This window comes from Arthrobacter sp. E1SS-5, from assembly GCF_057073715.1.
In genome coordinates, this window is record NZ_CP172703.1 from 3,910,641 (window position 1) to 3,937,276 (window position 26,636).

Sequence of the window (26,636 nt, forward strand, 5' to 3'; positions counted from 1 at the left end):
CAGGGGTCTTTCGGTTTACGAGTCGGTGGTTCTCAGGGAACAGCGACTTCTTCCGCATGCCGTCGGTGGCTTCCGTGCCTGCTGCTGCGGCCCGTGCGGGCGGTCCAGCGCTCGTGCCGGTACTCGACGTCGATGGGGTGCCCGAAGGCGGCAGTGATGTTTTCGCTGGTGACCACCGAGGCTGCGGTTCCGGCGGCCACGGCCTGCCCGGCCGTGATCAGCAGCGCGTGGCTGGTGGTGGCAGGCAGTTCCTCAAGATGGTGGGTGACCAGGACCGACGCCATCCGCGGGTGGCTGTAAGCGAGGTCGTCGATGGTCTCCAGCAGTTGCTCCCGGGCAGCGATATCCAGGCCGGTGCAGGGTTCGTCGAGCAGCAGCAACTCCGGGGAGGAGATGAGCGCCCGGGCGATCAGCGCACGCCCACGCTCGCCCTGGGAGAGGGTGGGCCAGCGCAGGCTGGCTTTGGGGGCCAGGCCAAACTGTTCCACCAGGGCGTCAGCCTTGGCCAGCTCGGCATGGGTGGGCTCCCATCGCGGCGACAGTTCGTTACTGCCGGTCAGCCCGGTCAGTACAACCTGGCGGACGGTGAGGGGTGCAAGGATCTGGTGGCGCGGGTTTACATGGCCGATGGACCGGCGAAGCGCCTTCATTTCCACCCGGCCCAGGCGTTCGCCCAGGACAGAGACCGTGCCGGAGCTGGGGTGGTTGACAGCCCCGCACAGCGCCATGAGGGTGCTCTTCCCGGCTCCGTTCGCACCCAGCAATGCCCAGTGTTCTCCGGCTTTGACCGAGAGCGAGATCCCGCTGATGATTTCGCGGCCATCCCGGCGGAATGAAACGTCGTCCAGTTCCAGTACCTGGTGGCCCATCGGCCGGTCATTCATCCTGGGATCTCCTCGAGAGGGTTGGTGTTTCCCCAACTCTCGCCTCCCGTCCCGGCTGAATGCAAAAGCGTTCGACATGTGGCAACGGCCGGCCGCCCTCACAGGCAGCCGGCCGCGCTTTTGATATGAGGTTTGTTCCGCTACCGCAGCACCACGGTGCGGTTGCCCTGCAGGATGACGCGGCCTTCGCAGTGCCACTTCACGGCGTTCGAGAGGGCCTTGCATTCGGTGTCACGGCCCGCGGCGACCAGGTCCTCGGGCCCGTAGGTGTGGTCAACATCCACCACCTGCTGGGAGATGATGGGCCCTTCGTCCAGTTCGGCATTGACGTAGTGGGCGGTGGCCCCCACCGTCTTGACACCCCGGGCGTACGCCTGGTGGTACGGCTTGGCGCCCTTGAAGCTGGGCAGGAATGAGTGGTGGATGTTGATCGCCCGCCCGTCCAGCTTCCGGGTCAGGTCATCGCTGAGCACCTGCATGTAACGGGCCAGCACCACCAGTTCGACGTCGAGCCCGTCCACCAGTGCCATCAGCGCGGCTTCGGCTGCCGGCTTGGTTTCGGCGGTGACGGGGATGTGGTGGAACGGAATGCCGTGCCACTCCACCAGGGCTTCATGGTCCCGGTGGTTGGAGACCACTGCCACTATCTCCACGGGCAGTTCGCCGATGCGGGCCCGGAAGAGCAGGTCGTTGAGGCAGTGCCCGAACTTGGACACCATGATCAGCACCTTGCGCTTGGAGCCCTGGCGTTCCAGCTGCCAGCGCATGCCGAACTTCTCCGCGACGGGGGCGAAGGAGGAGCGCAAGGTCTCCAGCGTGGACTCATCTCCTTCGGAGACAAAGTGCACCCGCATGAAGAAGTGTCCCTCACTGCGCTCACCAAACTGCTTGTTGTCGATGATGTCGCAGCCGTGCTCCAGCAGGAACCCGGAGACGGCGTGCACAATGCCGGGTCCTTCCGGGCAGTCCAGGGTCAGGACATGCTCCACGGTGGTGGGCGCCTTGGGCGCGGGGATGTGGGTTTCAGTTACAGTCATGGCTCAGCACTCGATCACATTCACGGCGAGGCCTCCTCGGGAGGTTTCCTTGTACTTGGTCTTCATGTCGGCTCCGGTATCGCGCATGGTCTTGATCGCCTTGTCCAGCGAGACCTTGTGGCTGCCGTCCCCATGCAGGGCCAGCCGGGCCGCGTTGATCGCCTTCACGCTGGCGATCGCGTTCCGCTCGATGCACGGGATCTGCACCAGGCCGCCTACGGGGTCGCAGGTCAGGCCCAGGTTGTGCTCGATGCCCACCTCGGCGGCGTTTTCCACCTGCGCCGGCGTGCCGCCGAGCACTTCGCAGAGCCCTGCGGCGGCCATCGAGCAGGCGGAGCCCACCTCACCCTGGCAGCCCACTTCGGCACCTGAGATGGAGGCGTTCGTTTTGAACAGGATTCCGACGGCGGCCGCCGCCAGCAGGAAGCGGACCACGCCGTCGTCGTCAGCTCCTGGTACAAACTTCATGTAGTAGTGCAGGACGGCAGGCACGATCCCCGCGGCCCCGTTGGTGGGGGCGGTGACGATCCGCCCGCCGGCGGCATTTTCCTCGTTGACGGCGAGGGCGAACAGGTTGACCCATTCCATCGCGTGGAGCGCGTCCGTGCTGGCCGAGTCCGCCGAAAGGGTCTTGTAGAGCGCCGGCGCACGCCGGGTCACCTTCAGGCCGCCGGGCAGGATGCCCTCGGCGGTGCAGCCGTTCTGCACGCATTCCTTCATCACGGCCCACAGCCCCAGGAGCTGCTCCCGGAGCTCGGCTTCGCTCCGCCAGGTCAGCTCGTTGGCCAGCATGACATCGGAGATGGACATTCCTTCACGGCTGCAGATCTGCAGGAGCTCATCGGCAGTGGAGAACGGATAGGGCAGGACGGTGTCATCCGCCACCACCTTGTCCGCGCCCTGGGCGTCGCCGTCCACCACGAAGCCGCCCCCGATTGAGTAGAAGCTCCGCTCGCTCAGGACTGCTCCGGTGTGGTCCAGGGCCCGGAAGGTCATGCCGTTGGGGTGGGCGGGAAGGGACTTACGGCGGTGGAGCACCACGTCCTCTTCCCAGTTGAAGTCCACCCGGTGGCTGCCTGCTACGTGAAGTTCGGCGTTCAGGGCCGCGGCCGCCACCTGGTCGTCGGCAGTGAAAGTGTCCACGGTCTCCGGCTCCAGGCCCTGCAGTCCCAGGACCACGGCCTTGTCCGAGCCGTGGCCGCGCCCCGTGGCGCCCAGGGAACCGAAAAGTTCCGACTGGACGCGCACGGTGGAGGCTAACTGCCCGTCGCCCTTCAGCCCGTCCGCGAACAGCTTGGCCGCCCGCATCGGGCCCACCGTGTGTGACGACGAGGGCCCGATGCCAACAGAGAAGAGATCCAGGACGCTGAGCGCCATCAGGGGACCTCGGGCGAGGCGTACTCCCGCATGGCGTCCAGCAGCCACCGGCCCAGGAACTCGGCGAAGGAGGCCCGGGGGAAGATGCGGAAGGACTCATCACCGGTCTTCCACAGGATGGCGGGGATGTTCGCGATTTCCGTGGAGAAGGCGGTGCCGGCCTTGAACACCCGGGGGTGCAGGTCCAGCGAGTTGCCCTTTTCCAGGACGGCCCGTGCACGGGGGCCGGTGAGTTCGAACGTGGTCCGGTTGGCAGAGAGGTCCACCACCTGGCCTTCGTCGCCACCCAGGGCGTCCCGGAGGGCGGGGATCAGGTCGCCGCCCAGCGATTCGTGCGCCTCCGTGGGTGCCACCACCAGGAATTCGGAAGGACCAAGCCACAGCACGGAGGTGTCACCGTTGGTGACCACCGAGCCGGAGCCGTCCGGGAGACCGCCGGTGACGCCGGCCAGCCGCGTTGCCGCGTCCGAGCCGGCGTCTGCCCGGAGCCCCACCATGGTCAGGAAGGGGACTTCGGAAATCTCGACGGTGCCGGCCAGGGAACCGGCAGCGAACTCCTCCGCCAGCTGCCGGGCGGGGCTGATGCGGGCTGCGAGGTTCTTGTCTGCGGAGGTCGGGGAAGCTGCTGTCTCAGCCATCTTTACGGGTCCCTTCGGGGTCAAAAAGCACTGTCTCTGCCACAACCACGTCCACCAGCTGGTCGCCGGCGGCCGCCACCAGCGTTTCGCCGATGCGGTTGCGTCCGTTCTTGATCAGGGCCAGGCCGAACGACCGGCCCAACGCTGCACTGTGGTAGCTGGAGGTGACGAACCCTTCCATCGGCACCGGGCCATAGGCGGGGTTGGTGGAGCGGCCCTTTTCCACGAGCTGGGTGCCTTCCGGCAGCCGCAGCGTGCCGTCCACGGGGAGGACGCTGACCAGGTGCTTGCGGTCCTCGCGCTGGGAATCCAGCCGGGAGTAGGAGCGCTTGCCGATGAAGTCCTTGGCCTTGGAGACGATCCATTCCATGCCCGCATCCTGGGGGGTGACGGTGCCGTCCGTGTCCTGACCGACGATCGGGTAGCCCTTCTCGGCGCGGAGCACGTGCATGGTTTCGGTGCCGTACGGGGTGATGTTGAACTCGGCCCCGGCGGCTGCCACGGCTTCCCAGGTGTTCAGGCCGTACCAGGCCGGGACGTTGATTTCGTAGGCGAGTTCACCGGAGAACGAGATCCGGCAGATCCGGGCCCGCACGCCGGAGGCGAGCGTGGTTTCGCGGAAGGTCATGAACGGGAAGGCCTCGGCGTCCAGGCCGCCGTTGGCAGCCAGTTCCGGTGCCACCTTGGCGATGACTTCACGGGACTTGGGCCCGACGACGGCAATGGTGCTCCACTGCTCGGTCACCGAGGTGCACTTGACGTCCAGCTCAGGCCACTCGGTCTGCAGCCATTCCTCCAGCCAGTCCAGCACCTTGGCGGCGCCGCCGGTGGTGGTGGTCATGAAGTAGGTTTCGTCGTCCACGCGGAGGGTCACGCCGTCGTCGAAGATCATCCCGTCCGGGGTGCACATGACGCCGTAGCGTGCCGAACCCGGGGCGAGCTTCTTGAACGCGTTGGTGTACATGCGGTTCAGGAACTCCCCCGCATCCTTGCCGCGGATCTCGATCTTGCCCAGGGTGGTGGCGTCCATGAAGCCCACGGAATCGCGGACTGCGGCGCATTCGCGCAGCACGGCAGCGTCCATGTCCTCCCCGTCCTGCGGGTAGTACCAGGGGCGCTTCCACTGTCCAACGTCCTCGAACAGCGCGCCCTTGGCCACGTGCCATGGGTGGATCGAGGTGACGCGGGCGGGATCGAACAGCTCGCCGCGCTGGCGTCCGGCCAGTGCCGCGAAAGCCACCGGGGTGAACGGCGCACGGTAGGTGGTGGTGCCGATGTCGCCGATGCCGCGCGAGGCCTCGCCGGCCGTGCGCAGCGCCGCGGCGATGACGCCGATGGCGTTCACGCCGGAGGTCTTGCCCTGGTCGTTGGCGGTGCTGATGGAGGTGTACCGCTTGATGTGTTCCACGGAGCGCATGCCCGCGCCGGTGGAGCGGAGGACATCCGCCACGGACTGGTCGCGCTGGAAGTCAACGAAGTGGTTGTGCCAGTCGTCAGGGGTGCCGTTCTCGCCCGGTACCAGCCAGAGCTGGCGGGTGGGGGCGGAGGCCTTCGGCTCACCGAACACGGAAGGCTCGACGGCGGACGCGAACCCGGCAGCGATGGCCGCCTTTGCGCCGGCGGAGATGCCTTCGGCGAGGCAGTCGGCGGTGGCGAAGGAGCCGCGGCCGGAGCCGATGGTCTGTTGGTTGGGCACTTCGGTGCTGGGCACGAAGGCGGCCAGGTCCTCGTCCCAGCGCAGCTTGCCCTGCCGCTGCGAGTGGAGGTGGACCAGCGGGCTCCAGCCGCCGGACACCGCCAGCAGGTCGGCGGCGATCTGTTCGACGCCGGAGGTGAGCTCGCCGTAGTCGTTGATGCTGCGGACCGTAACCCCGTCCAGCCGGCCATCGGCGCCTGCGGAGGTGTTGGCCACCGCACTGCCGATCAGGACGCGGATCCCGGATTCGACGGCGGCCGTTGCCACCGTGGTAAGCGACGGACGGGCATCCACCACGGCTGCCACCTTGACGCCGGCGGCGGCGAGGTCTGCGGCGACGGCATAGGCGCTGTCATTGGTGGTGCTGATGACCACGCGCTTGCCGGCGGCAACGCCGTACCGGTTGAGGTAGGTGCGCACGGCCGAAGCGAGCATGATGCCGGGGCGGTCATTGTTCTCGAACACCAGCGGACGCTCGTGGGCGCCGGGGGCCAGCACCACCTGATTGGCACGGATGTGCCAAATCCGCTGGCGGGAGACGCCGGGGGCAGCGGGGCTGGAGAGGTGGTCGGTGCGGTTCTGGACGGCAATGACGTAGTTGGCGTCGTAGGCGCCGAACGCGGTGGTGCGGTTCAGGACGGTGGATTCGGCGCCGGAAACCAGCTCGGCTTCAACGTCGGCAACCCATTCCAGGGCGGGCTTGCCTTCGATGGTCTCGGCCAGTCCCTCGGCGGTGGAGCCGGAGAGCAGGGAACCGCCGAGTTCGGGCTGGTCGTCGAGCAGCATGACGCGGGCTCCGGTGCGGACGGCTTCGCGGGCCGCGGCGAGTCCGGCGGGGCCGCCGCCGATGACCAGGACGTCGGTGTGGACGTACTTCTTGTCGTATTCGGCGCGGTCGTCCTCCGGGTCAAGCTTGCCCAGGCCGTTCAACAGTGTCGCTTGCAGGCCGTCCACCAGGGAGACGGTGGTGGCGGGAAGCATGGATTCGGCCACGTGGCCGGGGAAACGGGCTTCCACTCGGACAAGGGCGTTGGCCTCTTCAACGCCGGCGGACATGATGCCGCGGGGCCGGTCCTCGTAGAGCGAATTCCCGGCGGCGATGCGGCCGTTGGCCAGCAGGGCGGAAGCCAGGGTGTCGCCGGGGTGGCCGGTGAATTCCTCGCCGTCCACCGTGAAGCGCCAGGAGATGGTGCGGTCGATGCGGCCGCCGGTAGCCAGGCGGGCGTTCTGGGAAGTCACTTGGTCGCTCCTTCCGGGGCGGTGGTGGTCGGGATGCTGGTGCCTGAGATGTCGGGCGCGGCGGCCCCGGTGGTGGTGCTGTCCGCGGCAAGGCTGGCGGTGCCGGATTCGGCGGCCGGGGAGCCGGCCGCGTCAGGCCGGGACGAGCCCATCTTGTAGACGGCCTTGATGTCATAGCTCACGGTGTCGCGGAGCATGTTGAACCACTGGCGGCAGCCGGTGCTGTGGACCCAGCGCTCGGCGAAGATGCCTTTGGGGTTCTCGCGGTAGAAGAGGTAGCGGGACCACTCCGTGTCGGTCAGCTCGTTCGGGTTCTCCGGGTACGGGACGTGTGCCTGTCCGCCGTAGTGGAATTCGGTTTCGTCCCGAGGGCCGCAGTTGGGGCATGGGATCAGCAGCATGTGCGTAAGTCCTTTTCTGGGCTAGTGCGCCACGGCGGCGGCGCCGTGTTCGTCGATCAGGGCGCCGGTTTCGAAGCGTTCCAGCGAGAACGGCTTGTTCAGCGCGTGCGGTGCGCCGGTGGCGATAGTGTGCGCGAAGGTCATGCCGGCAGCTGGCGTGCCCTTGAATCCGCCGGTTCCCCAGCCGCAGTTCACGAACATGTTCTCCACCGGAGTGGTGCCCACGATCGGCGAGGCGTCCATGGTGGTGTCCACGATGCCGCCCCAGGTCCGGAGCACGTGGGCCCGGGCGAAGATGGGGAAGAGCTCGACGGCGGCCGCCATCTGCTGCTCAATCACGTGGAAGGAGCCGCGCTGGCCGTAGCCGTTGTAGGAGTCCACGCCGGCACCCATGACCAGTTCGCCCTTGTGTGCCTGCGAGACGTAGACGTGGACGTGGTTGGACATGACCACCGTGGGGTGGACGGGCTCGTGCAGTTCGGACACCAGGGCCTGCAGCGGGTGGGACTGGATGGGCAGCTGGAAGCCTGCCAGTTCAGCCAGGACCGAGCTGTGGCCGGCGGCGGCCAGGCCCACCTTTTCGGTGTGGATGGTTCCGCGGTTGGTCTTGACGCCTACTACGCGGTTGCCGTCCTTGAGGAAGCCGGTCACCTCGCAGTTCTGGATGATGTCGACGCCCATTTCGTCGCATTTGCGGGCGAAGGCCCAGGCCACGTGGTCGTGCTTGGCGATGCCGGCACGGGGCTGGTACGTGGCGCCCATGACGGGGTAGCGGATGTTGTCGCGGATGTTCAGGATGGGGCAGAGTTCCTTGACCTGCTGCGGGTCCAGCCATTCGGCGTCGACACCGTTGAGCTTGTTGGCGCCCACGCGGCGGATGCTTTCGCGGACGTCACCCAGGGTGTGGGCCAGGTTCATCACTCCGCGCTGGCTGAACAGGAAGTCGTACTCGAGTTCCTCGGGCAGGATCTCCCAGAGCTTCAGCGCGTGCTCGTAGATGGCGGCGCTCTCATCCCAGAGGTAGTTGGAGCGGATGATGGTGGTGTTGCGGGCCATGTTGCCACCGGCCAGCCAGCCCTTTTCCAGGACGGCGATGTTGGTCATGCCGTGGTTCTTGGCCAGGAAGTAGGCCGTGGCCAGGCCGTGTCCGCCGCCGCCGACCACCACGGCGTCATAGGAGGACTTGGGTTCCGGGTTCCGCCACAGGAACTCCGGGTGCTCAGGAAGGTGCGGTGCGCTCACTGGGCTGCTCCAATCAGGTCTGCCTCGGCTTCGGCCAGGCTGGCATCGGCGGTGAGGTGCGGGTAGAGGGGGAACTTCTCGGCCAGGGCCGTCACGCGTGCGCGGAGTTCGACGGCGGTGTCCCCGGGCAGGGTGCCCGTGCCGGCCGAAGCAATCAGCGCGGTCGCGATGATGTCCGCGACCTCGGTGAACTCGGCGGCGCCGAAGCCGCGGGCGGCCAGGGCGGGGGTGCCGATCCGGAGGCCGGAGGAGACCATCGGCGGGCGCGGATCGAACGGGACGGCGTTGCGGTTGACCGTGATGCCGATCTTGTGGAGGGCGTCCTCGCCCTGCTGGCCGTCGAGTTCCGAGTTGCGCAGGTCCACCAGGACCAGGTGGACGTCGGTGCCGCCGTTGACCACGGAGATGCCGGCGGCTGCCACGTCTTCCTTGAGGAGGCGCTCGGCCAGGAGCTTGGCTCCCTGCAGGACGCGTTCCTGGCGTTCCTTGAATTCCGGTGCTGCGGCGAGCTTGAAGGCCACGGCCTTGGCTGCGACTACGTGCTCCAGCGGGCCGCCCTGCTGGCCGGGGAACACGGCGCTGTTGATCTTTTTGGCGTATTCCTCCTTGGCCAGGATCACGCCGCCGCGGGGGCCGCCCAGGGTCTTGTGGGTGGTGGTGGTGACCACGTCCGCGTAGGGGACGGGGTTGGGGTGCAGGCCTGCGGCGACGAGGCCGGCGAAGTGGGCCATGTCCACCATGAGGTAGGCGCCCACGAGGTCCGCGATGCGGCGGAACTCGGCGAAGTCCAACTGGCGGGAGTAGGCGGACCAGCCGGCCACGATCAGCTTGGGCTTGTGCTCCAGGGCCAGGGCTTCCACCTCGGCCATATCGATGCGGAGGTCTTCTTCCCGGACGTGGTACGGAACCACGTTGTAGAGCTTGCCGGAGAAGTTGATCTTCATGCCGTGCGTGAGGTGTCCGCCGTGGGCCAGGGACAGGCCCAGGATGGTGTCGCCCGGGTTGAGCAGGGCGAACATGGCGGCGGCGTTCGCCTGCGCGCCGGAGTGCGGCTGGACGTTGGCGAACTCTGCGCCAAACAGGGCCTTCACGCGGTCGATGGCCAGCTGCTCGATCACGTCGACGTGCTCGCAGCCGCCGTAGTAGCGCTTGCCCGGGTAGCCCTCCGCGTACTTGTTGGTGAGGACCGAGCCCTGGGCCTCCATGACGGAGGACGGAGCGAAGTTCTCCGACGCGATCATTTCCAGGGTGGACTGCTGGCGGTGCAGTTCCCGTGCCACAGCGGCGGCGACGTCGGCGTCTACCGTGGCGAGCGAGGCGTTCAGTACGTCCTGCATTGTTCTCCTTCAAAGCCCTTCGGAGTTACTGACCTATAACTGATCTGTAACTGATATATTAGAACTGTCGTAATAGTATGTTCCAGATCACTTGGACGTCAATAGCACTCCTGGGAAGGCTCGGAATGAGCGTCACATTAGAGAACCACCTGGCCGGGGACGGCGACCTCTCGCTCTCCGAACAGGCCTACCGGCACCTACGCGACCGGCTCATCATGCTGGACATCCGGCCGGGCGAGGCGATCAACGACGGCAAGCTGGCCGCCGAACTCGGGATTGGCCGGACGCCGGTCCGGGAAGCACTCAAGCGCCTGGAAAGCGACCACCTGGTGGTGTCCTATCCGCGCCGCGGAACGTTCGCCACCATTGTCGACATCACCGAACTCGCCGACGTCTCCGAGCTGCGCGAGTCCCTGGAGCCCCTGGCAGCACGCCGGGCGGCCAAGCTGGCAACGCCGGCGCTGCGCGCGGAAATCCGGGAGACGGCGGCGGCGATCTCCAAAATGGGGGACGGCTACGATCCCTACGAACTGATGCGGTACGACATCAAGGTCCACCGGCTGATCTACCGGGCCGCGGCCAACGCGCATCTTGAGGACGTGCTGATCCGCTACGACAACCTGGCCACGCGCATCTGGTGCATGGTGCTGGAAAAGGTGCCCTCCGTCGCGTCCCACATCGCCGAGCACGTGGAGCTGCTGGAGGCAGTGGCCGACGGCGATGCTGAGCGGGCGGGCAAGCTCGCCCTGGAGCACGTCACCAGTTTCGAGCAGGCAATCCGCAACGTGCTTTAGTGGTGGTGCTTCACGCGCCGTTACCGCAGCCGGCTGCGCACTTCCTTGGCAAACTCCAGCGTGGTGGCTGAACCGCCAAGGTCCGGCGTCGCAATTCCTTCGGCGAGCGTGGACTCGAAAGCGGAGGTCAGGGATCGCGCCGCGGCCTCCTCCCCCAGGTGGTCCAGCATCATGGCCGCGGCCCACAGGGCCCCTACGGGATTTGCGATGCCCTTGCCGGCGATGTCCGGGGCGGAACCGTGGACCGGCTCGAACATGGACGGGTAGCGGCGTTCCGGGTTCAGGTTGGCACTCGGGGCGATGCCGATGGACCCCGCCACTCCGGCAACCAGGTCGGACAGGATGTCGCCGAACAGGTTCGACGCCACGATCGTGCGGACGCTGGTGGGCTTCATGACCAGCCGTGCGGCGAGTGCATCGATAAGGACCTTGTCCACGGTGACTCCGGGGAACTGGGCCACCGTCTCAGCCACTACCTCGTCCCAGAACGGCATGGTGTGGATTATGCCGTTGGATTTGGTGGCTGAGACCAGCGTGCCGCCCCGGCCCGCGGCGGCTTGGGCGGCATAGCGCGCCGCCCTGGCGACGCCGGCCCTGGTGAACACACTCTCCTGGACGGCAAATTCGGCGTCCGTTCCCGCCCCGAAGCGGCCACCGATCTGAGAGTATTCACCCTCAACGTTTTCCCGGACCACAACGATGTCAAGGTCCTCGATGCCCGGCATCGACCCCTTCACGCCCGGCAGCAGCTTCATGGGGCGAAGGTTGATGTACTGGTCGAACTCGCGGCGGATGGGAATCAGCAGCCCCCAGAGGGTCACATCATCCGGGACGTCAGGTGTTCCCACCGCGCCCAGGAAGATGCCGTCGCCGCTGCTGAGCTGCTCGATGCCGTCAACCGGCATCATCCGGCCCGTCTTGACGTACAGATCGCTGTTCCAGTCGCGGATCCGCCATGAAACAGCGAAATCATGCAGCCCGGCTGCCGCGTCCACGCACTCCATAGCCACGTCCGTGACATCGACACCGATGCCGTCACCGGGAATGGAATCGATGGTGTAGGTGCGCGTCATGTTTTTCCTGTCTTTCCGGCGTTCGTGGGTCTGGGTAAAGCTTAGGCCCGGGGCGGGCATCCCCTGCCTCCGGCCCGCCCGGGATCCAATGAACGTAACTGTCCCGCCGCCGTCGAACGCCTTCCGCTTGTGACGTGGAATACTTCCCTACAGGTGCGCGGCCAGGGAGGCCGGTGGAAGTGCGGAAAGGCCGGTCAACATGCAGGAAACGGTGAACGAGGACCAGGAAGCGCACCTGTATGTGCTGTCCGCCGTGTCCCGCGAACGGGGCCTTGGGCTGCGCCCGGACCCGGACTTCGACCGGCGCCTTGAAGAGCACTTTCCCACGCTCCGCAGCCTGTTCCACTCCCTGTACGGCGACCGCAACGACTGGCTGGACCAACTCACTGACCTGGTCCTCCAATGCGCCCGGTCGTGGCAGGAGCGTTCCGCCGAGCTGAAGGCCACCGATGCAGAGCGGGAAGGCAACCCGGACTGGTTCCAGTCCAACCGGATGCTGGGCGGAGTGTGCTACGTGGACCGCTATGCCGAAAGCCTCGAAGGGGTGCGGGCCCGGATCCCGTACTTCAAGGAGCTGGGCCTGACCTACCTGCATCTCATGCCGCTGTTCCTGGCGCCCGAACCCCATTCAGACGGCGGCTACGCCGTCTCCAGCTACCGCCAGGTCAACCCCAAACTGGGAACCATGGAGCAGCTGCGCTCCCTGGCCGCCGAGCTGAAGGAGAACGGCATCAGCCTGGTGGTGGACTTCATTTTCAACCACACCTCCGACGAGCACGAGTGGGCACGGAAGGCAGCGGCAGGCGATCCGCAGTACAGCGACTACTACTGGATTTTCCCGGACCGGACCATGCCGGATGCTTTTGAGGCAAACGTCCGCGAAATCTTCCCGGAAAACCACCCGGGCTCCTTCATCCAAATGGACGACGGCCGGTGGGTGTGGGCAACCTTCCACACGTACCAGTGGGACCTGAACTACTCCAACCCTGAGGTCTTCCGGGCCATGGCGGCGGAGATGCTGTTCCTGGCCAACCAGGGCGTGGACATCCTGCGCATGGACGCCGTGGCCTTCATCTGGAAACAGCTGGGCACGCCCTGCGAAAACCTTCCGCAGGCGCACACGCTGCTGCGCGCCTTCAACGCCGTGTGCAGGCTGGCGGCGCCGTCGTTGCTGTTCAAGTCCGAGGCGATCGTGCACCCGGACGAGGTGGCTCTCTACATCGATCCCAAGGAGTGCCAGCTCTCCTACAACCCGCTGCAGATGGCCCTGATCTGGGAGTCGCTGGCCACCCGGGACGTCTCGCTCCTGGCCCAGGCACTGGAACGCCGGCACAACATCCCGGACGGCACGGCCTGGGTGAACTACGTCCGCAGCCACGACGACATCGGCTGGACCTTCGCGGACGAGGACGCCGCCGAGCTGGGCATCAACGGCTTCGACCACCGCCGCTTCCTGAACTCCTTCTACGTCAACCGGTTCCCGGGCAGCTTCGCCCGCGGCGTGCCCTTCCAGGACAATCCCAAGACAGGCGACTGCCGGATTTCGGGCACGACGGCGTCCCTGTGCGGCATGGAGGTTGATCCGGCTGAGGCGGTGGAGCGGGTCCTCCTGGCCCACTCGGTGCCGTTCAGCACCGGCGGCATTCCGCTGCTGTACCTGGGTGATGAGGTGGGGCAGGTCAACGACTACGGCTACGCGTCCGAGCCCGGCCACGGGGAAGACAGCCGCTGGGTGCACCGCCCGCACTTCCCCACCGAGCAGTACGCCCGCCGGCTGGACCCGGCCACACCGGAAGGTGCGGTCTACGCGGGCCTGAAGCGGATGATCGAAGTCCGGAGTGCCACCCCGGAACTGGCCGGAACCGCGCTCATCGACTTCGCTACGAACAACCGGGCAGTCCTGGCCTACCAACGGCCCGGTGATGCGGAGGACTCCAGTGTGATCCTGGCCCTTGCCAACTTCAGCGACTCAGCCCAGACCCTCCCCGCGGAAACCTTCGGCGGGTACTCCCCTGCCGCCGTCGACCTTCTCTCCGAAGCAGCCCTGCGGCTGGACAACGGCGTGACGCTCCTTCCCCGGCAATACCTCTGGCTGCGCGTTACGCCGCAGTAATTGGGAGCTGGCCCCGGGCCGTGAAACCATACGGATCATGGCCTCCAAGATTGCGTACCAGGGTGAGCCCGGCGCCAACTCCAATATCGCGTGTCAGCAGATGTTCCCGGACATGGAAAGCGTCCCGTGCGCCAGCTTCGAGGACGCCTTTGAGCTGGTGACCAGCGGCGAGGCGGAGCTGGCCATGATTCCCATCGAGAACTCGATCGCCGGGCGTGTGGCTGACATCCACATCCTGCTGCCGCAGTCCAACCTGCAGATCGTGGGCGAATACTTCCTGCCCATCCACTTCGACCTGCTGGGCATCCCGGGCAGCACCATCGAAGGTGCCACCGAGGTGCACAGCCACATCCACGCGCTGGGCCAGTGCCGGAAGCTGATCCGCGAACACGGGCTCAAGCCGGTCATCGCGGGTGACACCGCCGGGTCCGCCCGCGAGGTGGCCGAGTGGAACGATCCGCGCAAGCTCTCCCTCGCTCCCCCGCTGGCCGCACAGATCTACGGCCTTGATGTCCTGGCTACGGGCGTGGAGGACGATCCCTCCAACACCACGCGCTTCGTGGTCCTGGCCCGGGAAACGGCACTGCCGGCCCGGGATGAACTTCCCGGCCCGGCAGTGACGAGCTTTCTGTTCCGCGTCCGCAACGTCCCCTCCGCCCTGTACAAGGCGTTGGGCGGCTTTGCCACGAACGGGGTGAATATGACCCGGCTGGAAAGCTACATGGTGGGCAACGAGTTTGCCGCCACCATGTTCATGGCGGACGTTGAAGGCCACCCCGAGGACCTGCCGCTTAAGCTGGCCCTCGAGGAACTGGACTTCTTCACCGCCGAGGTGCGGATCCTCGGCGTGTACCCGGCTGCGGACTACCGGGCGGCGGCAGCCACGGCCTGACGTGGCTGCGCGGGTGCAGCCTGCTGGAGCGGCTTGAGCAGGGGGCCAAAGAAGGCACCCAGCTCAGCGGTGGCAGTCAGCGGCAAGACATTCGCGACGTACTGGTCCGGGCGGACCACCACAACGGCGCCGTTGCGGTCGATGCCGCGCAGGTCAAAGATGTCGGCCTTGGGATCCGTGGCGTACACCTTTTCGTAGTCGGTCAGCCTGAACGGGCCCACCTGCGGCTTGAACACGGCGGGCGCGGCGTTGATGTCGACGGCGGTGTGCGGCTGCTGGTAGATGACCTTAAGGTCGAACCACGCGTCCAAGTCCGCGCCGGCGGGGGTGGCGGCCAACGGGGACTCCGGCGAGTTGGCAAACCAGTCGGCAAGCTTGTCCGTGGCGGAGCTGGTGCCGGGCAGGGCGGGATCGGCGAAGACGTAGATCCGCCAGCGGCCGTCGGCGGTGGCGTGGTGGCCCAGGTGGATGGGGTTGGTGTCGCCCACCCGCATCACGGGTGCAGACTTGAAGCGCTTGCCCACGGGGAACCCGGCAGCCAGGTCCTGGTGGTCGCTGCTGCCGACGATCAGCGACGGCGTGTACTGGGTCATGAAGCCGGCCGGGAACTCGGCGGTCTGCACATAGAAGTCCTCGAGGTCGGAGGGGTGCTCGAACTCCTCCGGCTTCTTGGCCATCATGGTGGACCATTCCTTGTCGAAGTCGATCAGGTTCTTGGCCACCACCTGGCGTTCCTCGGAGTAGGTGCTCAGCAGGCTCTCTGGGCTGCGGCCCTCCAGCACGTGCCCCAGCTTCCAGGCGATGTTGAAGCCGTCCTGCATGGAGACGTTCATGCCCTGGCCGGCCTTGGCGCTGTGCGTATGGCACGCGTCGCCGGTGATGAACACGCGCGGGGTGCGCGTGCCGCGCTCCGCCGGCAGGACGTCGTCGAACCTGTCCGTGAGCCGGTGCCCCACTTCGTAGACGCTGTGCCAGGCGACGTTCCGTACATCCAGGGTGTAGGGGTGCAGGATCTCGTTGGCCTTGGCGATGATCTCCTCAATGGAGGTGTCCCGCACCGAGTGCTGGCTGTTGGGATCAACTTCCCCCAGGTCCACGTACATGCGGAACAGGTGGCCGCCCTCGCGGGGAATGTGCAGGATGCTGCCCTTGGCACCCTGGATGGCGCACTTAGTGCGGATGTCCGGGAAGTCGGTGACGGCAAGCACGTCCATGACGCCCCAGGCGTGGTTGGCCTGGTCTCCGGCCAGCGTGCAGCCGATCGCCTGGCGGACCTTGCTGCGGGCACCATCGGAACCCACCACATACTTGGCGCGGACAATCCGGTCCCGGCCCTCGTTGGGTCCGGCAGTGTGGCGGAGCGTGACTGTCACCGGGTAGTCGCCGCTGTCCGCCACTTCCAAGCCCTGGAACTCATAGCCGTAATCGGGCTTAAGGCGGGTGGGTGAGTTTGCGGCGAATTCGGCGAAGTAGTCCAGGACGCGGGCCTGGTTGACGATCAGGTGCGGGAACTCGCTGATGCCCATCTCGTCGTCGACGGCGCGGGCGGTGCGGATGATGTTGGCGTGGTTGGCCGGGTCCGGCTTCCAGAAGGCCATCTCCGTGATCCGGTAGGCCTCGGCAATGATGCGCTCCGCAAACCCGAAGGCCTGGAATGTCTCCACGCTGCGGGCCTGGATGCCGTCGGCCTGGCCAATGGCAAGCCTGCCGGGACGGCGTTCGACGATGCGCGTTGTCACATTGGGGAACATGGACAGCTGCGCGGCGGCAAGCATCCCGGCCGGACCGGAGCCGACGATGAGGACGTCCACTTCGTCCGGGAGCTCCTCGGGGCGGTCAAGGCCGACGCCGGCGGCGGGCTGGACGCGGGGGTCACCGGATACGTATCCGTGGTGGTGGAACTGCACGGGCTTTCCTCACTTCGTTGTGGCTTGCGCTCATCAGAGTGTGTTCTATATCTGAACAGAAGATTCGATAATCGAAACTATAAACTTGATTTCCACTGTACGCCGCATGTGACGGGGGCGACAAGTGGCAGCAAACGGGGCCGGAATCTGCCGGGAAACCCGGGGTTGACGAATCCGGCGAAAGCGGTGATAGTGATCGTATACGATTTCGTACTTGATGAGGAGAAGGCTTTGGAGCAGGTCAACGACGACACCCTGGCAGCAGCACGCAAGGTGATCGCGGTGCACATCAACTACCCCAGCCGGGCTGCCCAGCGCGGCCGCACCCCGGTGCAGCCGTCCTACTTCCTCAAGCCTTCCAGCTCCCTGGCCGTCAGCGGAAGCCCCGTTGAACGCCCGGCTGGCTGCGAGTTGCTCGGCTACGAGGGCGAGATTGCCCTGGTGGTCGGCAAGGCCGCCCGCCGCGTTTCGGTTGAGGACGCGTGGAGCCACGTCGCCGCCGTCACCGCCAGCAACGACCTCGGCATCTACGACCTGCGGTATGCGGACAAGGGCTCCAACCTTCGGTCCAAGGGCGGGGACGGGTTCACTCCCGTGGGCCCGGCACTGCTTCCGGCAGACGCCGTCGACCCTTCCAAGCTGCGCATCCGCACCTGGCACAACGGCGACCTGGTCCAGGACGACACCACGGAGGACCTGCTCTTCCCCTTCGCCCGGCTGGTGGCGGACCTGTCCCAGCTGCTCACCCTTGAGGAAGGCGACATCATCCTCACCGGCACCCCCGCCGGCGCCTCAGTAGCCCAGCCCGGCGACGTTTTGGAGGTGGAGGTGGGCACCACGGACGGTGCGCTGTCCACCGGCCGCCTGGTCACCACCGTTGAGGAAGGCACGACGGCGTTCGCGGACTTTGGTGCCCAACCCAAGGTTGATGACCTCCAGCGGGAGGAAGCCTACGGGTCCCGTGAAGCAGCGGGCCTGCCCGCCGTCGGGCCTGTCCTCTCCCCGGAACTGAAGGCCAAGCTCGAGTCCGTCGCCACCGCCACCCTGTCCTCGCAGATGCGCAAGCGCGGCCTGAACAACGTCAGCATCGACGGGCTCCAGGGCACCCGCCCGGACCGGCGCGTGGTGGGCCTGGCCCGGACCCTGCGGTACGTGCCCAACCGGGAAGACCTGTTCAAGACCCACGGCGGCGGGTTCAACGCGCAGAAGAAAGCCATCGATTCGGTGAACGAGGGCGAAATCCTGGTGATGGAAGCCCGCGGCGAGAAGGGCACCGGGACCGTGGGTGACATCCTGGCCCTGCGCGCCCAGGTCCGAGGGGCTGCGGCGATCATCACCGACGGCGGCGTCCGTGACTACTCCGCGGTGGCGGACCTGGACATGCCCACCTACTTCGCCAACCCGCACCCCGCCGTGCTGGGCCGCCGGCATATCCCGTGGGACACGGACATCACCATCGCCTGCGGCGGCGCCACGGTGCAGCCCGGCGACATCATCGTGGCCGACTCCGACGGCATCCTGGTGATCCCGCCCGCCATCGCCGAAGAACTGGTGGACGACTGCATCCAGCAGGAGAAGGAAGAAACCTTCATCTTCGAGATGGTCAAGCAGGGCAACAGCGTGGACGGCCTCTACCCTATGAACGCCGAATGGCAGGAGAGGTACGTGGAGTGGGAACGGATGGAAGGCAGCAATGACTGAGACTGTGACCGGCCTTTCCACTGTTGCCGCCGGCAGCAAGGCGGAGCAGGCCTATCAGGCCGTCAAAGGCCGGATCGTGGAAGGCACGTACACCCCTGGCTACCGGCTGGTCCTCGGCGCCATCGCCAAGGACTTGGGGTTCAGCGTGGTCCCGGTCCGGGAAGCCATCCGGCGGCTTGAGGCAGAGGGCCTGGTGACGTTTGAGCGAAACGTCGGCGCCGCCGTCGCGGGGATCGACCCCACCGAGTACCTCTACACCATGCAGACGCTCAGCATTGTGGAGGGTGCCGCTACCGCACTGTCCGCCCCGCTGATCGACTCCGGCGCTGTAGCCCGGGCCCGCGCCGTGAACCAGGAGATGCGCGAATGCCTTGAGCACTTCGATCCCGTGCGGTTCACTCAGCTCAACCAGGACTTCCACAGCGTCCTGTTCGAGCACTGCCCCAACCCGCACATCCTGGACCTGGTCCACCGCGGCTGGAACCGGCTCGCCGCCATCCGGTCCTCCACCTTCCGCTTCGTCCCCGGCCGCGCCCGCGATTCGGTGGACGAACACGAGAACCTGCTGAAGCTCATCGAAACAGGAGCTGACGCCGACACCATCGAGAAAGCAGCCCGGCTCCATAGGACCGCCACCTTGGACGCCTACCTCGCCCAAACCACCTAGCCGCTCTGCCCGGCAGAACGCACATCACTTGTACGCAAAGAACACAGTAAGGACTTCAACGATGACTGCCTCTGTAGAAACCGCAAAGCACTACGTTCCCGAGGATCTGCCCACGCACATCCAGCACTACATCAACGGCCAGTTCGTGGACTCGGTCTCCGGAAAGACCTTCGACGTCCTGGACCCGGTTTCCAACCGGAACTACGCCACCGCCGCCGCCGGCCAGAAGGAGGACATCGACCTTGCCGTGGCTGCCGCCCGTGAAGCGTTCGTCAATGGCCCCTGGCCCAAGATGAAGCCGCGCGAGCGTGCCCGCGTGCTGAACAGGATCGCCGACGCCGTCGAAGCGCAGGAAGCCCGCCTGGCCGAACTCGAAACCTTCGATACCGGCCTGCCCATCACGCAAGCCAAGGGGCAGGCTCTCCGCGCAGCTGAGAACTTCCGGTTTTTCGCGGACCTGATCGTGGCCCAGTTCGACGACGCCATGAAGGTTCCCGGCTCGCAGATCAACTACGTGAACCGCAAGCCCATTGGGGTGGCCGGGCTCATCACCCCGTGGAACACTCCGTTCATGCTGGAGTCCTGGAAGCTTGCCCCGGCCCTGGCCACCGGCAATACGGTGGTCCTCAAACCGGCCGAATTCACGCCCCTGTCCGCGTCGCTGTGGGCCATCATCTTCAAGGACGCCGGGCTGCCCGACGGCGTCTTCAACCTGGTCAACGGCCTGGGCGAGGAAGCCGGCGACGCGCTGGTCAAGCACCCGGACGTCCCGCTGATCTCCTTTACCGGCGAGACCACCACCGGCCAGACGATCTTCCGCAACGCCGCCACCAACCTCAAGGGCCTGTCCATGGAGCTCGGCGGCAAGTCTCCGTGCGTCGTGTTTGCCGATGCTGACCTGGACGCCGCCATCGACTCCGCCCTGTTCGGCGTCTTCTCCCTGAACGGCGAGCGCTGCACCGCCGGCTCCCGCATCCTGGTGGAACGCGCCATCTACGACGAATTCTGCGCAAAGTACGCCGCCCGGGCCAAGAACATCGTGGTGGGCGACCCCCACGACCCCAAGACCCAAGTAGGCGCCCTGGTCCACCCCGAGCACTACGAGAAGGTTGCCTCCTACGTGGAGATCGGCAAGTCCGAAGGCCGGCTCCTGGCCGGCGGCGGCCGCCCCGACCACCTGCCCGAAGGCAACTACATCGCACCCACGGTGTTTGCCGACGTCGCCCCCGACGCCCGGATCTTCCAGGAGGAAATCTTCGGACCGGTCGTGGCCATCACCCCGTTCGAGAACGACGACGAAGCCCTCGCCCTGGCCAACAACACCAAGTACGGCCTGGCCGCGTACATCTGGACCCAGAACCTGACCCGGGCACACAACTTCTCCCAGAACGTCGAGGCCGGCATGGTGTGGCTGAACAGCCACAACGTCCGCGACCTCCGCACACCGTTCGGCGGCGTCAAGGCCTCCGGCCTGGGTCACGAGGGCGGCTACCGCTCCATCGACTTCTACACCGACCAGCAGGCCGTGCACATCACGCTCGGCTCTGTCCACACCCCCAGGTTCGGCGCCTAAGCCAGCCGGCCGCCGTCGTACCCTCCACGCCCCCTTTCAAAGAAGAGAGAATCCAATGACCAACTTCGTCCCCACCCCCACCGTTCCGGCTCCGGACATCGTCCGCTGCGCCTACATGGAAATCGTGGTCACCGACCTCGCCAAGTCACGCGAGTTCTACGTGGACGTCCTGGGCCTGCACGTCACCGAAGAGGACGAGAACGCGATCTACCTGCGCTCCCTGGAGGAGTTCATCCACCACAACCTGGTGCTGCGCAAAGGACCCATCGCTGCCGTCGCCGCCTTCGCCTACCGGGTGAAGTCCCCCGCCGAGGTGGACGCCGCTGAGGCCTACTACAAGGAACTCGGCTGCCGGGTGGAACGCCGCAAGGACGGCTTCACCAAGGGCATCGGCGACTCCGTCCGCGTGGAGGACCCGCTCGGCTTCCCCTACGAGTTCTTCTACGAGGTGGAGCACGTGGAGCGCCTCACCCAGCGCTACGACCTCTACTCCGCCGGCGAACTGGTTCGCCTGGACCACTTCAACCAGGTCACCCCGGACGTCCCCAAGGGCCGCAAGTACCTGGAGGACCTGGGCTTCCGCGTCTCCGAGGACATCAAGGATTCCGACGGCGTCACTTACGCCGCGTGGATGCACCGCAAGCAGACCGTGCACGACACCGCCCTGACCGGCGGCAACGGCCCGCGCATGCACCACGTTGCGTTCGCCACGCACGAGAAGCACAACATCATCCAGATCTGCGACAAGATGGGCGCCCTGCGCATCAGCGACCGGATCGAACGCGGCCCCGGCCGGCACGGCGTCTCCAACGCGTTCTACCTCTACATCCTGGACCCGGACGGCCACCGCATCGAGATCTACACCCAGGACTACTACACCGGCGACCCCGACAACCCCACCATCACCTGGGACGTCCACGACAACCAGCGCCGCGACTGGTGGGGCAACCCCGTCGTCCCGTCCTGGTACACCGAGGCATCCCTGGTCCTGGACCTCGATGGCAACCCCCAGCCGGTCATCGTCCGCGAGGAGAAGAGCGAGATGGCGGTGACCGTGGGCGCCGACGGCTTCTCCTACACGCGCAAGGACGGCTCACCCGAAGGCGACCGGACCGGCTTCAAGCTGGGAGTCCAGGTCTAGCCATGCTTGAGCCGACGACGATTGAGGCCATCGCGGACGAGCTGGTGGAAGCAGGCCGCACCCGCACCCCTGTTCCCCGCCTGACCGCCCGCTACCCGGAGATGACGGTGGAGGACTCCTACGCGGTGCAGCAGTTGTGGCGGCGCCGGAACGAGGACGCCGGAAGGACCCTGGTGGGGCGCAAGATCGGCCTCACGTCCAAGGCCATGCAGGCGGCCACCGGCATCACGGAACCGGACTACGGCGCCATCTTCGACGACATGGTGCTGGACACCGGCTGCTCCGTCCAGTGGGACCGGTACACGCACCCGCGGGTGGAGGTGGAGCTGGCGTTCGTGCTGAAGGACGGGCTGAAGGGCCCGGGTGTGACCATTTTCGATGTCCTGAAAGCAACCGACTACGTGGTTCCGGCCCTCGAGATCCTGGACTCCCGGATCGAAATGGAGGGCCGGACCATCGTGGACACCATCTCGGACAACGCCGCAATGGGCGCCATGGTGATCGGCGGCAACCCGGTGAAGCCGGACGCCGTGGACCTGCGCTGGGTCTCCGCCATTCTCTACAAGAACCAGACCGTGGAGGAGACCGGGGTGGCAGCCGGCGTCCTGGACCACCCCGCCAACGGGGTGCACTGGCTGGCGAACAAGATCGCCGCCCACGGGGACGCATTGAAGGCCGGGGACATCATCCTGGCCGGCTCCTTCACCCGGCCCATGTGGGTCTACAAGGGCGATACCGTCCACGCCGACTACGGACCGCTGGGGAGTGTGACATGCCGTTTCGAATAGAGGACACGTTCCGGTCCGCCCTGGCGGAAGCGAACCGCCCACTCGCGGGGATGTGGGTGTGCTCCGGCAGCCCGCTCATCGCCGAACTCTGCGCCGGATCCGGGCTGGACTGGCTGCTGGTCGATGCCGAGCACAGCCCCAACGGGCTCGAATCCATCCTGGCCCAGCTCCAGGCCATCCACGGCTACCCGGTACAGGTTTTGGTCCGGCCGCCGGTCAACGACACCGTGGTGATCAAGCAGTACCTGGACCTGGGCGTGCAGAACCTGCTGATCCCGATGGTCAACTCGGTGGCCGAAGCCGAAGCCGCGGTGGCGGCCACCCGCTACCCGCCGCAAGGCGTCCGCGGGGTGGGGTCGGCACTGGCCCGCGCTGCCCGCTGGAACCGGATTCCGGACTACCTGGGCCGCGCCAATGAGACCATCAGCGTCACCGTCCAGATCGAATCCACCGCCGCCGTGGAGTCAGTGGAGGACATCCTCAAGGTCGACGGTGTTGACGCCGTGTTCGTCGGGCCCTCCGACCTCGCCGCCTCCATGGGCCTGCTGGGACAGCAGGAACATCCTGAGGTGCGTGCCGCCGTCGAACACTGCCTCTCCGCCGCCAAAGCAGCCGGCAAGCCCGCCGGCGTCAACGCTTTCAACCCCGACACTGCCCGGCACTACCTCGACCACGGCGCCAACTTCATTCTGGTGGGCGCCGACGTCGCCATCCTTGCCCGCGGCTCCGAAGCCCTCGCCGCCAAGTTCGCGAAGCCAACCGACGGCGACACCCCGCCCAGCTACTGACACCCAACTAGCTCGCAGTTGTGCCCCAGAACATTCACCTCCCAAGGAGTCCTGCATGACCATTTCCGCGCTATCCCCTGTCCATTCACCGGAGCGCGAGGCTTCGCTGCTCGCGTCGGTGCCCACCGGCCTGCTGATCAACGGCGAGTGGGTGGACGCGTCCGACGGCGGGACGTTCGATGTGCATGATCCCGCCACCGGGGAGGTGCTGGCCACGCTCGCGTCCGCCACGAGCGGCGATGCGGTGGCGGCATTGGACGCGGCCGACGCCGCGCAGGCGTCCTGGGCACGGACCGCACCTCGGTTGCGCTCCGAGATCCTGCGCCGCGCCTTCGACCTGGTGACCGAGCGGGCCGAGGACTTCGCCCTGCTGATGACCCTGGAAATGGGCAAACCGCTGGCTGAGGCCCGAGGTGAAGTGACCTACGGGGCCGAGTTCCTGCGCTGGTTCGCCGAGGAAACCGTTCGCGACTACGGCCGCTACCTCACCACCCCCGAGGGCAGGAACAAGATCCTGGTCCAGCACAAACCCGTCGGCCCCTGCCTGCTCATCACGCCTTGGAACTTCCCCCTCGCCATGGCCACCCGCAAAGTGGCCCCCGCCGTCGCCGCGGGCTGCACCATGGTCCTCAAACCCGCCAAACTCACACCGCTGACGGCGCAGTACTTCGCGCAGACCATGCTCGACGCCGGCCTCCCCGCCGGAGTCCTCAACGTCGTCTCCTCCGCCTCGGCGTCGGGTATTTCCGGGCCGCTGCTGAAGGACTCCCGGCTGCGGAAGGTCTCCTTCACCGGCTCCACCCCGGTCGGAAAGCGGCTCATGGCCGACGCCGCCCGGAACGTGCTCCGCACCTCGATGGAGCTCGGCGGAAACGCACCCTTCATCGTCTTCGAAGACGCGGACCTCGACGCCGCCGTCGAAGGAGCCATGGCCGCCAAGATGCGGAACATGGGCGAAGCCTGCACCGCAGCCAACCGTTTCCTGGTCCACGAGACCGTAGCCCATGAATTCACGGCCAAGTTCGCTGCCGCCATGGGAGCTTTGACCACCGGGCGCGGCACCGACCCGGACGCCAAGGTGGGTCCGCTGATTGATGGCGGTGCCCGCGACGACGTTCATGCCCTCGTGACCGCTGCAGTTGACGCCGGAGCAGTCGCCCTCACCGGTGGCGGCCCCGTGGACGGGCCGGGCTACTTCTACCAGCCCACCGTCCTCGCCAACGTCCCCAACGATGCCGCGATCCTGGGCCAGGAAATCTTCGGACCCGTCGCGCCCGTCACCACCTTCACCACCGAAGGAGAAGCCATCAAACTGGCCAACGCCACGGAGTACGGCCTCGCGTCCTACCTCTACAGCCGCGACTTCAACCGGCTCCTCCGCGTCGCAGAACAGATCGAGTTCGGCATGGTCGGGTTCAACGCCGGCGTCCTCTCCAACGCCGCGGCACCCTTTGGCGGCGTCAAGCAGTCCGGGCTGGGCCGGGAAGGCGGCTCCGAAGGCATCGCCGAATACACCACCACCCAATACATCGGCATCGCCGACCCCTACGCGGGCCGGTAGACAGCCAGACTGGCCCAGTTTTGACGGCGGGAACCCCGAAAAATGGGGTTCCCGCCGTTTGCCGCGCCCCGAAACTGGGCCAGTTTGGGCCTTCCTGACGTTCGCAGCCTCGATTCGCCTATGCCGCCAGCGCGTTGGCCACCAGGATCAAGGTGTTGGCAGCGTACTGGCTGACGTGCTTTTGCGACTGGGCCTTCAGTTCCTGGGTGAACGCGCCCAATTGGTGGTCTTCCAGTTTGTTCAGGAGGCTGTCCCGCAGGCCTTGATTGTCGATGTCACCTGAGTTGCCATAGACATCCACGAGCTTCTGCAAGGTTGCGTAGGGATTGCCTTGGTCAGCGAGGTAGCCCAAGCCGTGGGTTTGCAGTGCGCTGGCTGCCACGGGCTTCATGAAGGAAACATCGGGGAGGGCACCGTCTGGTTTCCGTGGTGCTGTGAGTTGCTGCATGTCGAGGCTTTCGAAGTCCCCTGCAGCTACTTGGAGACCACCGTCAATCGTCCACGAATTGTTCGTCTCGTTTTCTGCCGGAGTGTTGTCGTTCGACGTCGGCGCACCGGTGTAGGCCACGTTGTTGTGCAGGACCTCGCGGTAACCGGGAATGTTGTCCGGACTGGTGGGGCTTACGCGCTCCAGCATGTTGAAGTTGGCCCCGTATCCCGGCTTGTAGGCACTGTTGTTAATCCAGTAGGCCGATTGGCCCGGCTGATGGTTGGCGTAGAAGTTGTTGGCCCCGTTGTCCGCAGCCAGCGAGTTGATGACCGTGTGCAGCGGGATGGGCTGGGGAAGCCCGGTGGTGCGGTAGGCATATCCGCCAACCTTGAATCCGTTTTGGTCGCCTACCCCGTTTTGGTTGCCATGGTGGTCGAAGGACCAGTCGTTGACGTAGGCGACCCGTCCCTCCGATGTGATGCTGTCGAAGCCGTCGTCGCTGTTGTGCCATGCCCGGTCGTTGATGAACCACACGTCTTTTGCGTGGGCGCCGAACCCGTCAGTATTGCCCGCTGACCGGGCCGTGGGACCAATGTTGTTGTAGGCGTCGCTGTTCAGTACCACCCCCGTCCCGTCCAGCGTGTAGTAGAAGCCGATGGCTTCGTTGTCATGGGCGGCCATGTTTACGAAGTTGGCACCACCGGCAATTCTGAAAGCCTCTGATTGCTTTTGGTCTCCCACCTTGACGCCCGTTACGTCAAAGCCGACGAAGTTCACGTCCGTCACCTGCGTTTCCACGTAGAACGCGGCCACACGTTGGTCGGTGGGGACACTGCTGAAATCAAAGACGGGCCGGTTATCCCCCGGGAACGCGGCGTAAGTGATCCCGCTCTTATAGATGTCATTGACGTAGTGATAAACGTCTTCGAACGGGTTATCGGTTTCGCGTACTTCGAATTGGTTGTAGCTGCCGCCCCGGATGTAGACGGTGTCTCCGGCCGCTGCTGCTGCCTGCGCTTTCATCAGCGTTTTGAACGGCGCGTCCTGCGTACCCGCGTTGTCGTCGTTTCCTTTCGGCGAGATGAACCAAACGTGGGCATCCGGAGAGGGGACCGCCTTCAACGCGCCCAGCACCGACAGGGCCGAATCCTGGGTACGGTCCACTGACGCCGCATGGGCAGGGACGGTGATGCCGAAGGCGCCCAGCATACAGACGCCGGCAACTGCTACAGCCGCTCGCTTTGAGTTTTTCAGGGACATGACTCCTTTGTATGTCGATTCATGGCGTCGGCCCCCTGGCGCCCAGCCACCCCAGCATGGGTGGAGTCAGAATCCGGCACCGTCACGACGATGAATC

21 protein-coding genes are annotated in these 26,636 nt (G+C 66.1%); 10 read left to right on the plus strand and 11 right to left on the minus strand.

Annotation, left to right across the window (positions count from 1 at the left end):
• Positions 1-32 precede the first annotated feature (32 nt).
• The 8 genes from ACIGJD_RS18335 to glyA form a co-directional block, all read right to left on the minus strand.
• The gene (locus ACIGJD_RS18335) at positions 33-884 is read right to left on the minus strand and encodes an ABC transporter ATP-binding protein (RefSeq protein WP_483687425.1); all 852 of its coding nucleotides are present in this window, start codon (positions 882-884) and stop codon (positions 33-35) included.
• 140 nt (positions 885-1,024) lie between these two features.
• Positions 1,025-1,921 (minus strand): formyltetrahydrofolate deformylase, encoded by an 897-nt coding sequence (purU, locus tag ACIGJD_RS18340; protein ID WP_483687426.1) that lies wholly within the window; start codon positions 1,919-1,921, stop codon positions 1,025-1,027.
• A gap of 3 nt (positions 1,922-1,924) precedes the next feature.
• Entirely contained in the window at positions 1,925-3,298 is a 1,374-nt protein-coding gene (locus tag ACIGJD_RS18345) for an L-serine ammonia-lyase (RefSeq protein ID WP_483687427.1), read from the minus strand.
• Entirely contained in the window at positions 3,298-3,936 is a 639-nt protein-coding gene (locus ACIGJD_RS18350; protein WP_483687428.1) for a sarcosine oxidase subunit gamma, read from the minus strand. The genes ACIGJD_RS18345 and ACIGJD_RS18350 overlap by 1 nt, the downstream gene beginning before the upstream one ends.
• The gene (locus ACIGJD_RS18355; protein ID WP_483687429.1) at positions 3,929-6,871 is read right to left on the minus strand and encodes a sarcosine oxidase subunit alpha family protein; all 2,943 of its coding nucleotides are present in this window, start codon (positions 6,869-6,871) and stop codon (positions 3,929-3,931) included. Before ACIGJD_RS18355 ends, ACIGJD_RS18350 begins: the two co-directional genes overlap by 8 nt.
• On the minus strand, positions 6,868-7,272 hold the full coding sequence (locus tag ACIGJD_RS18360) for a sarcosine oxidase subunit delta (RefSeq protein ID WP_483687430.1): 405 nt from the start codon (positions 7,270-7,272) through the stop codon (positions 6,868-6,870). The genes ACIGJD_RS18355 and ACIGJD_RS18360 overlap by 4 nt, the downstream gene beginning before the upstream one ends.
• A gap of 21 nt (positions 7,273-7,293) precedes the next feature.
• On the minus strand, positions 7,294-8,514 hold the full coding sequence (locus ACIGJD_RS18365) for a sarcosine oxidase subunit beta family protein (protein ID WP_483687431.1): 1,221 nt from the start codon (positions 8,512-8,514) through the stop codon (positions 7,294-7,296).
• Complete coding sequence (gene glyA, locus ACIGJD_RS18370) at positions 8,511-9,851, minus strand: serine hydroxymethyltransferase (RefSeq protein ID WP_483687432.1); 1,341 nt, start codon at positions 9,849-9,851, stop codon at positions 8,511-8,513. Before glyA ends, ACIGJD_RS18365 begins: the two co-directional genes overlap by 4 nt.
• Positions 9,852-9,976: 125 nt before the next feature.
• Here glyA and ACIGJD_RS18375 point away from each other — a divergent pair, with 125 nt between their 5' ends.
• Positions 9,977-10,645, plus strand: coding sequence for a GntR family transcriptional regulator (locus tag ACIGJD_RS18375; RefSeq protein WP_483687433.1), 669 nt, complete (start codon positions 9,977-9,979; stop codon positions 10,643-10,645).
• Positions 10,646-10,665: 20 nt separating this feature from the next.
• Here ACIGJD_RS18375 and ACIGJD_RS18380 read toward each other — a convergent pair whose 3' ends face one another.
• The gene (locus ACIGJD_RS18380) at positions 10,666-11,718 is read right to left on the minus strand and encodes a tartrate dehydrogenase (protein ID WP_483687434.1); all 1,053 of its coding nucleotides are present in this window, start codon (positions 11,716-11,718) and stop codon (positions 10,666-10,668) included.
• Between the two features lie 199 nt (positions 11,719-11,917).
• Here ACIGJD_RS18380 and ACIGJD_RS18385 point away from each other — a divergent pair, with 199 nt between their 5' ends.
• The gene (locus ACIGJD_RS18385; protein WP_483687435.1) at positions 11,918-13,831 is read left to right on the plus strand and encodes an amylosucrase; all 1,914 of its coding nucleotides are present in this window, start codon (positions 11,918-11,920) and stop codon (positions 13,829-13,831) included.
• Positions 13,832-13,868: 37 nt separating this feature from the next.
• Positions 13,869-14,723, plus strand: coding sequence for a prephenate dehydratase (locus ACIGJD_RS18390; protein WP_483687436.1), 855 nt, complete (start codon positions 13,869-13,871; stop codon positions 14,721-14,723).
• Here ACIGJD_RS18390 and ACIGJD_RS18395 read toward each other — a convergent pair.
• Complete coding sequence (locus ACIGJD_RS18395) at positions 14,696-16,630, minus strand: FAD-binding monooxygenase (protein WP_483687437.1); 1,935 nt, start codon at positions 16,628-16,630, stop codon at positions 14,696-14,698. The genes ACIGJD_RS18390 and ACIGJD_RS18395 overlap by 28 nt on opposite strands.
• A gap of 231 nt (positions 16,631-16,861) precedes the next feature.
• Between ACIGJD_RS18395 and ACIGJD_RS18400 the strand changes: the two genes are divergently transcribed.
• From ACIGJD_RS18400 to ACIGJD_RS18430, 7 genes are all read left to right on the plus strand, one after another.
• Positions 16,862-18,331: a fumarylacetoacetate hydrolase family protein gene (locus ACIGJD_RS18400; RefSeq protein WP_483689543.1), complete on the plus strand. Its 1,470-nt coding sequence runs from the start codon at positions 16,862-16,864 to the stop codon at positions 18,329-18,331.
• The gene (locus tag ACIGJD_RS18405) at positions 18,324-18,998 is read left to right on the plus strand and encodes a GntR family transcriptional regulator (RefSeq protein WP_483687438.1); all 675 of its coding nucleotides are present in this window, start codon (positions 18,324-18,326) and stop codon (positions 18,996-18,998) included. Before ACIGJD_RS18400 ends, ACIGJD_RS18405 begins: the two co-directional genes overlap by 8 nt.
• A 61-nt stretch (positions 18,999-19,059) precedes the next feature.
• Positions 19,060-20,571, plus strand: coding sequence for a 5-carboxymethyl-2-hydroxymuconate semialdehyde dehydrogenase (gene hpaE / locus ACIGJD_RS18410; protein ID WP_483687439.1), 1,512 nt, complete (start codon positions 19,060-19,062; stop codon positions 20,569-20,571).
• Positions 20,572-20,626: 55 nt separating this feature from the next.
• Positions 20,627-21,712, plus strand: coding sequence for a 3,4-dihydroxyphenylacetate 2,3-dioxygenase (hpaD, locus tag ACIGJD_RS18415; protein ID WP_483687440.1), 1,086 nt, complete (start codon positions 20,627-20,629; stop codon positions 21,710-21,712).
• Between the two features lie 2 nt (positions 21,713-21,714).
• Positions 21,715-22,500 (plus strand): 2-oxo-hept-4-ene-1,7-dioate hydratase, encoded by a 786-nt coding sequence (hpaH, locus tag ACIGJD_RS18420; RefSeq protein ID WP_483687441.1) that lies wholly within the window; start codon positions 21,715-21,717, stop codon positions 22,498-22,500.
• Entirely contained in the window at positions 22,485-23,288 is an 804-nt protein-coding gene (locus tag ACIGJD_RS18425) for an HpcH/HpaI aldolase family protein (RefSeq protein WP_483687442.1), read from the plus strand. Before hpaH ends, ACIGJD_RS18425 begins: the two co-directional genes overlap by 16 nt.
• A gap of 55 nt (positions 23,289-23,343) precedes the next feature.
• Positions 23,344-24,849: an NAD-dependent succinate-semialdehyde dehydrogenase gene (locus ACIGJD_RS18430; protein ID WP_483687443.1), complete on the plus strand. Its 1,506-nt coding sequence runs from the start codon at positions 23,344-23,346 to the stop codon at positions 24,847-24,849.
• Positions 24,850-24,967: 118 nt separating this feature from the next.
• Here ACIGJD_RS18430 and ACIGJD_RS18435 read toward each other — a convergent pair whose 3' ends face one another.
• Positions 24,968-26,539 (minus strand): right-handed parallel beta-helix repeat-containing protein, encoded by a 1,572-nt coding sequence (locus ACIGJD_RS18435; protein WP_483687444.1) that lies wholly within the window; start codon positions 26,537-26,539, stop codon positions 24,968-24,970.
• Positions 26,540-26,636: the final 97 nt, after the last annotated feature.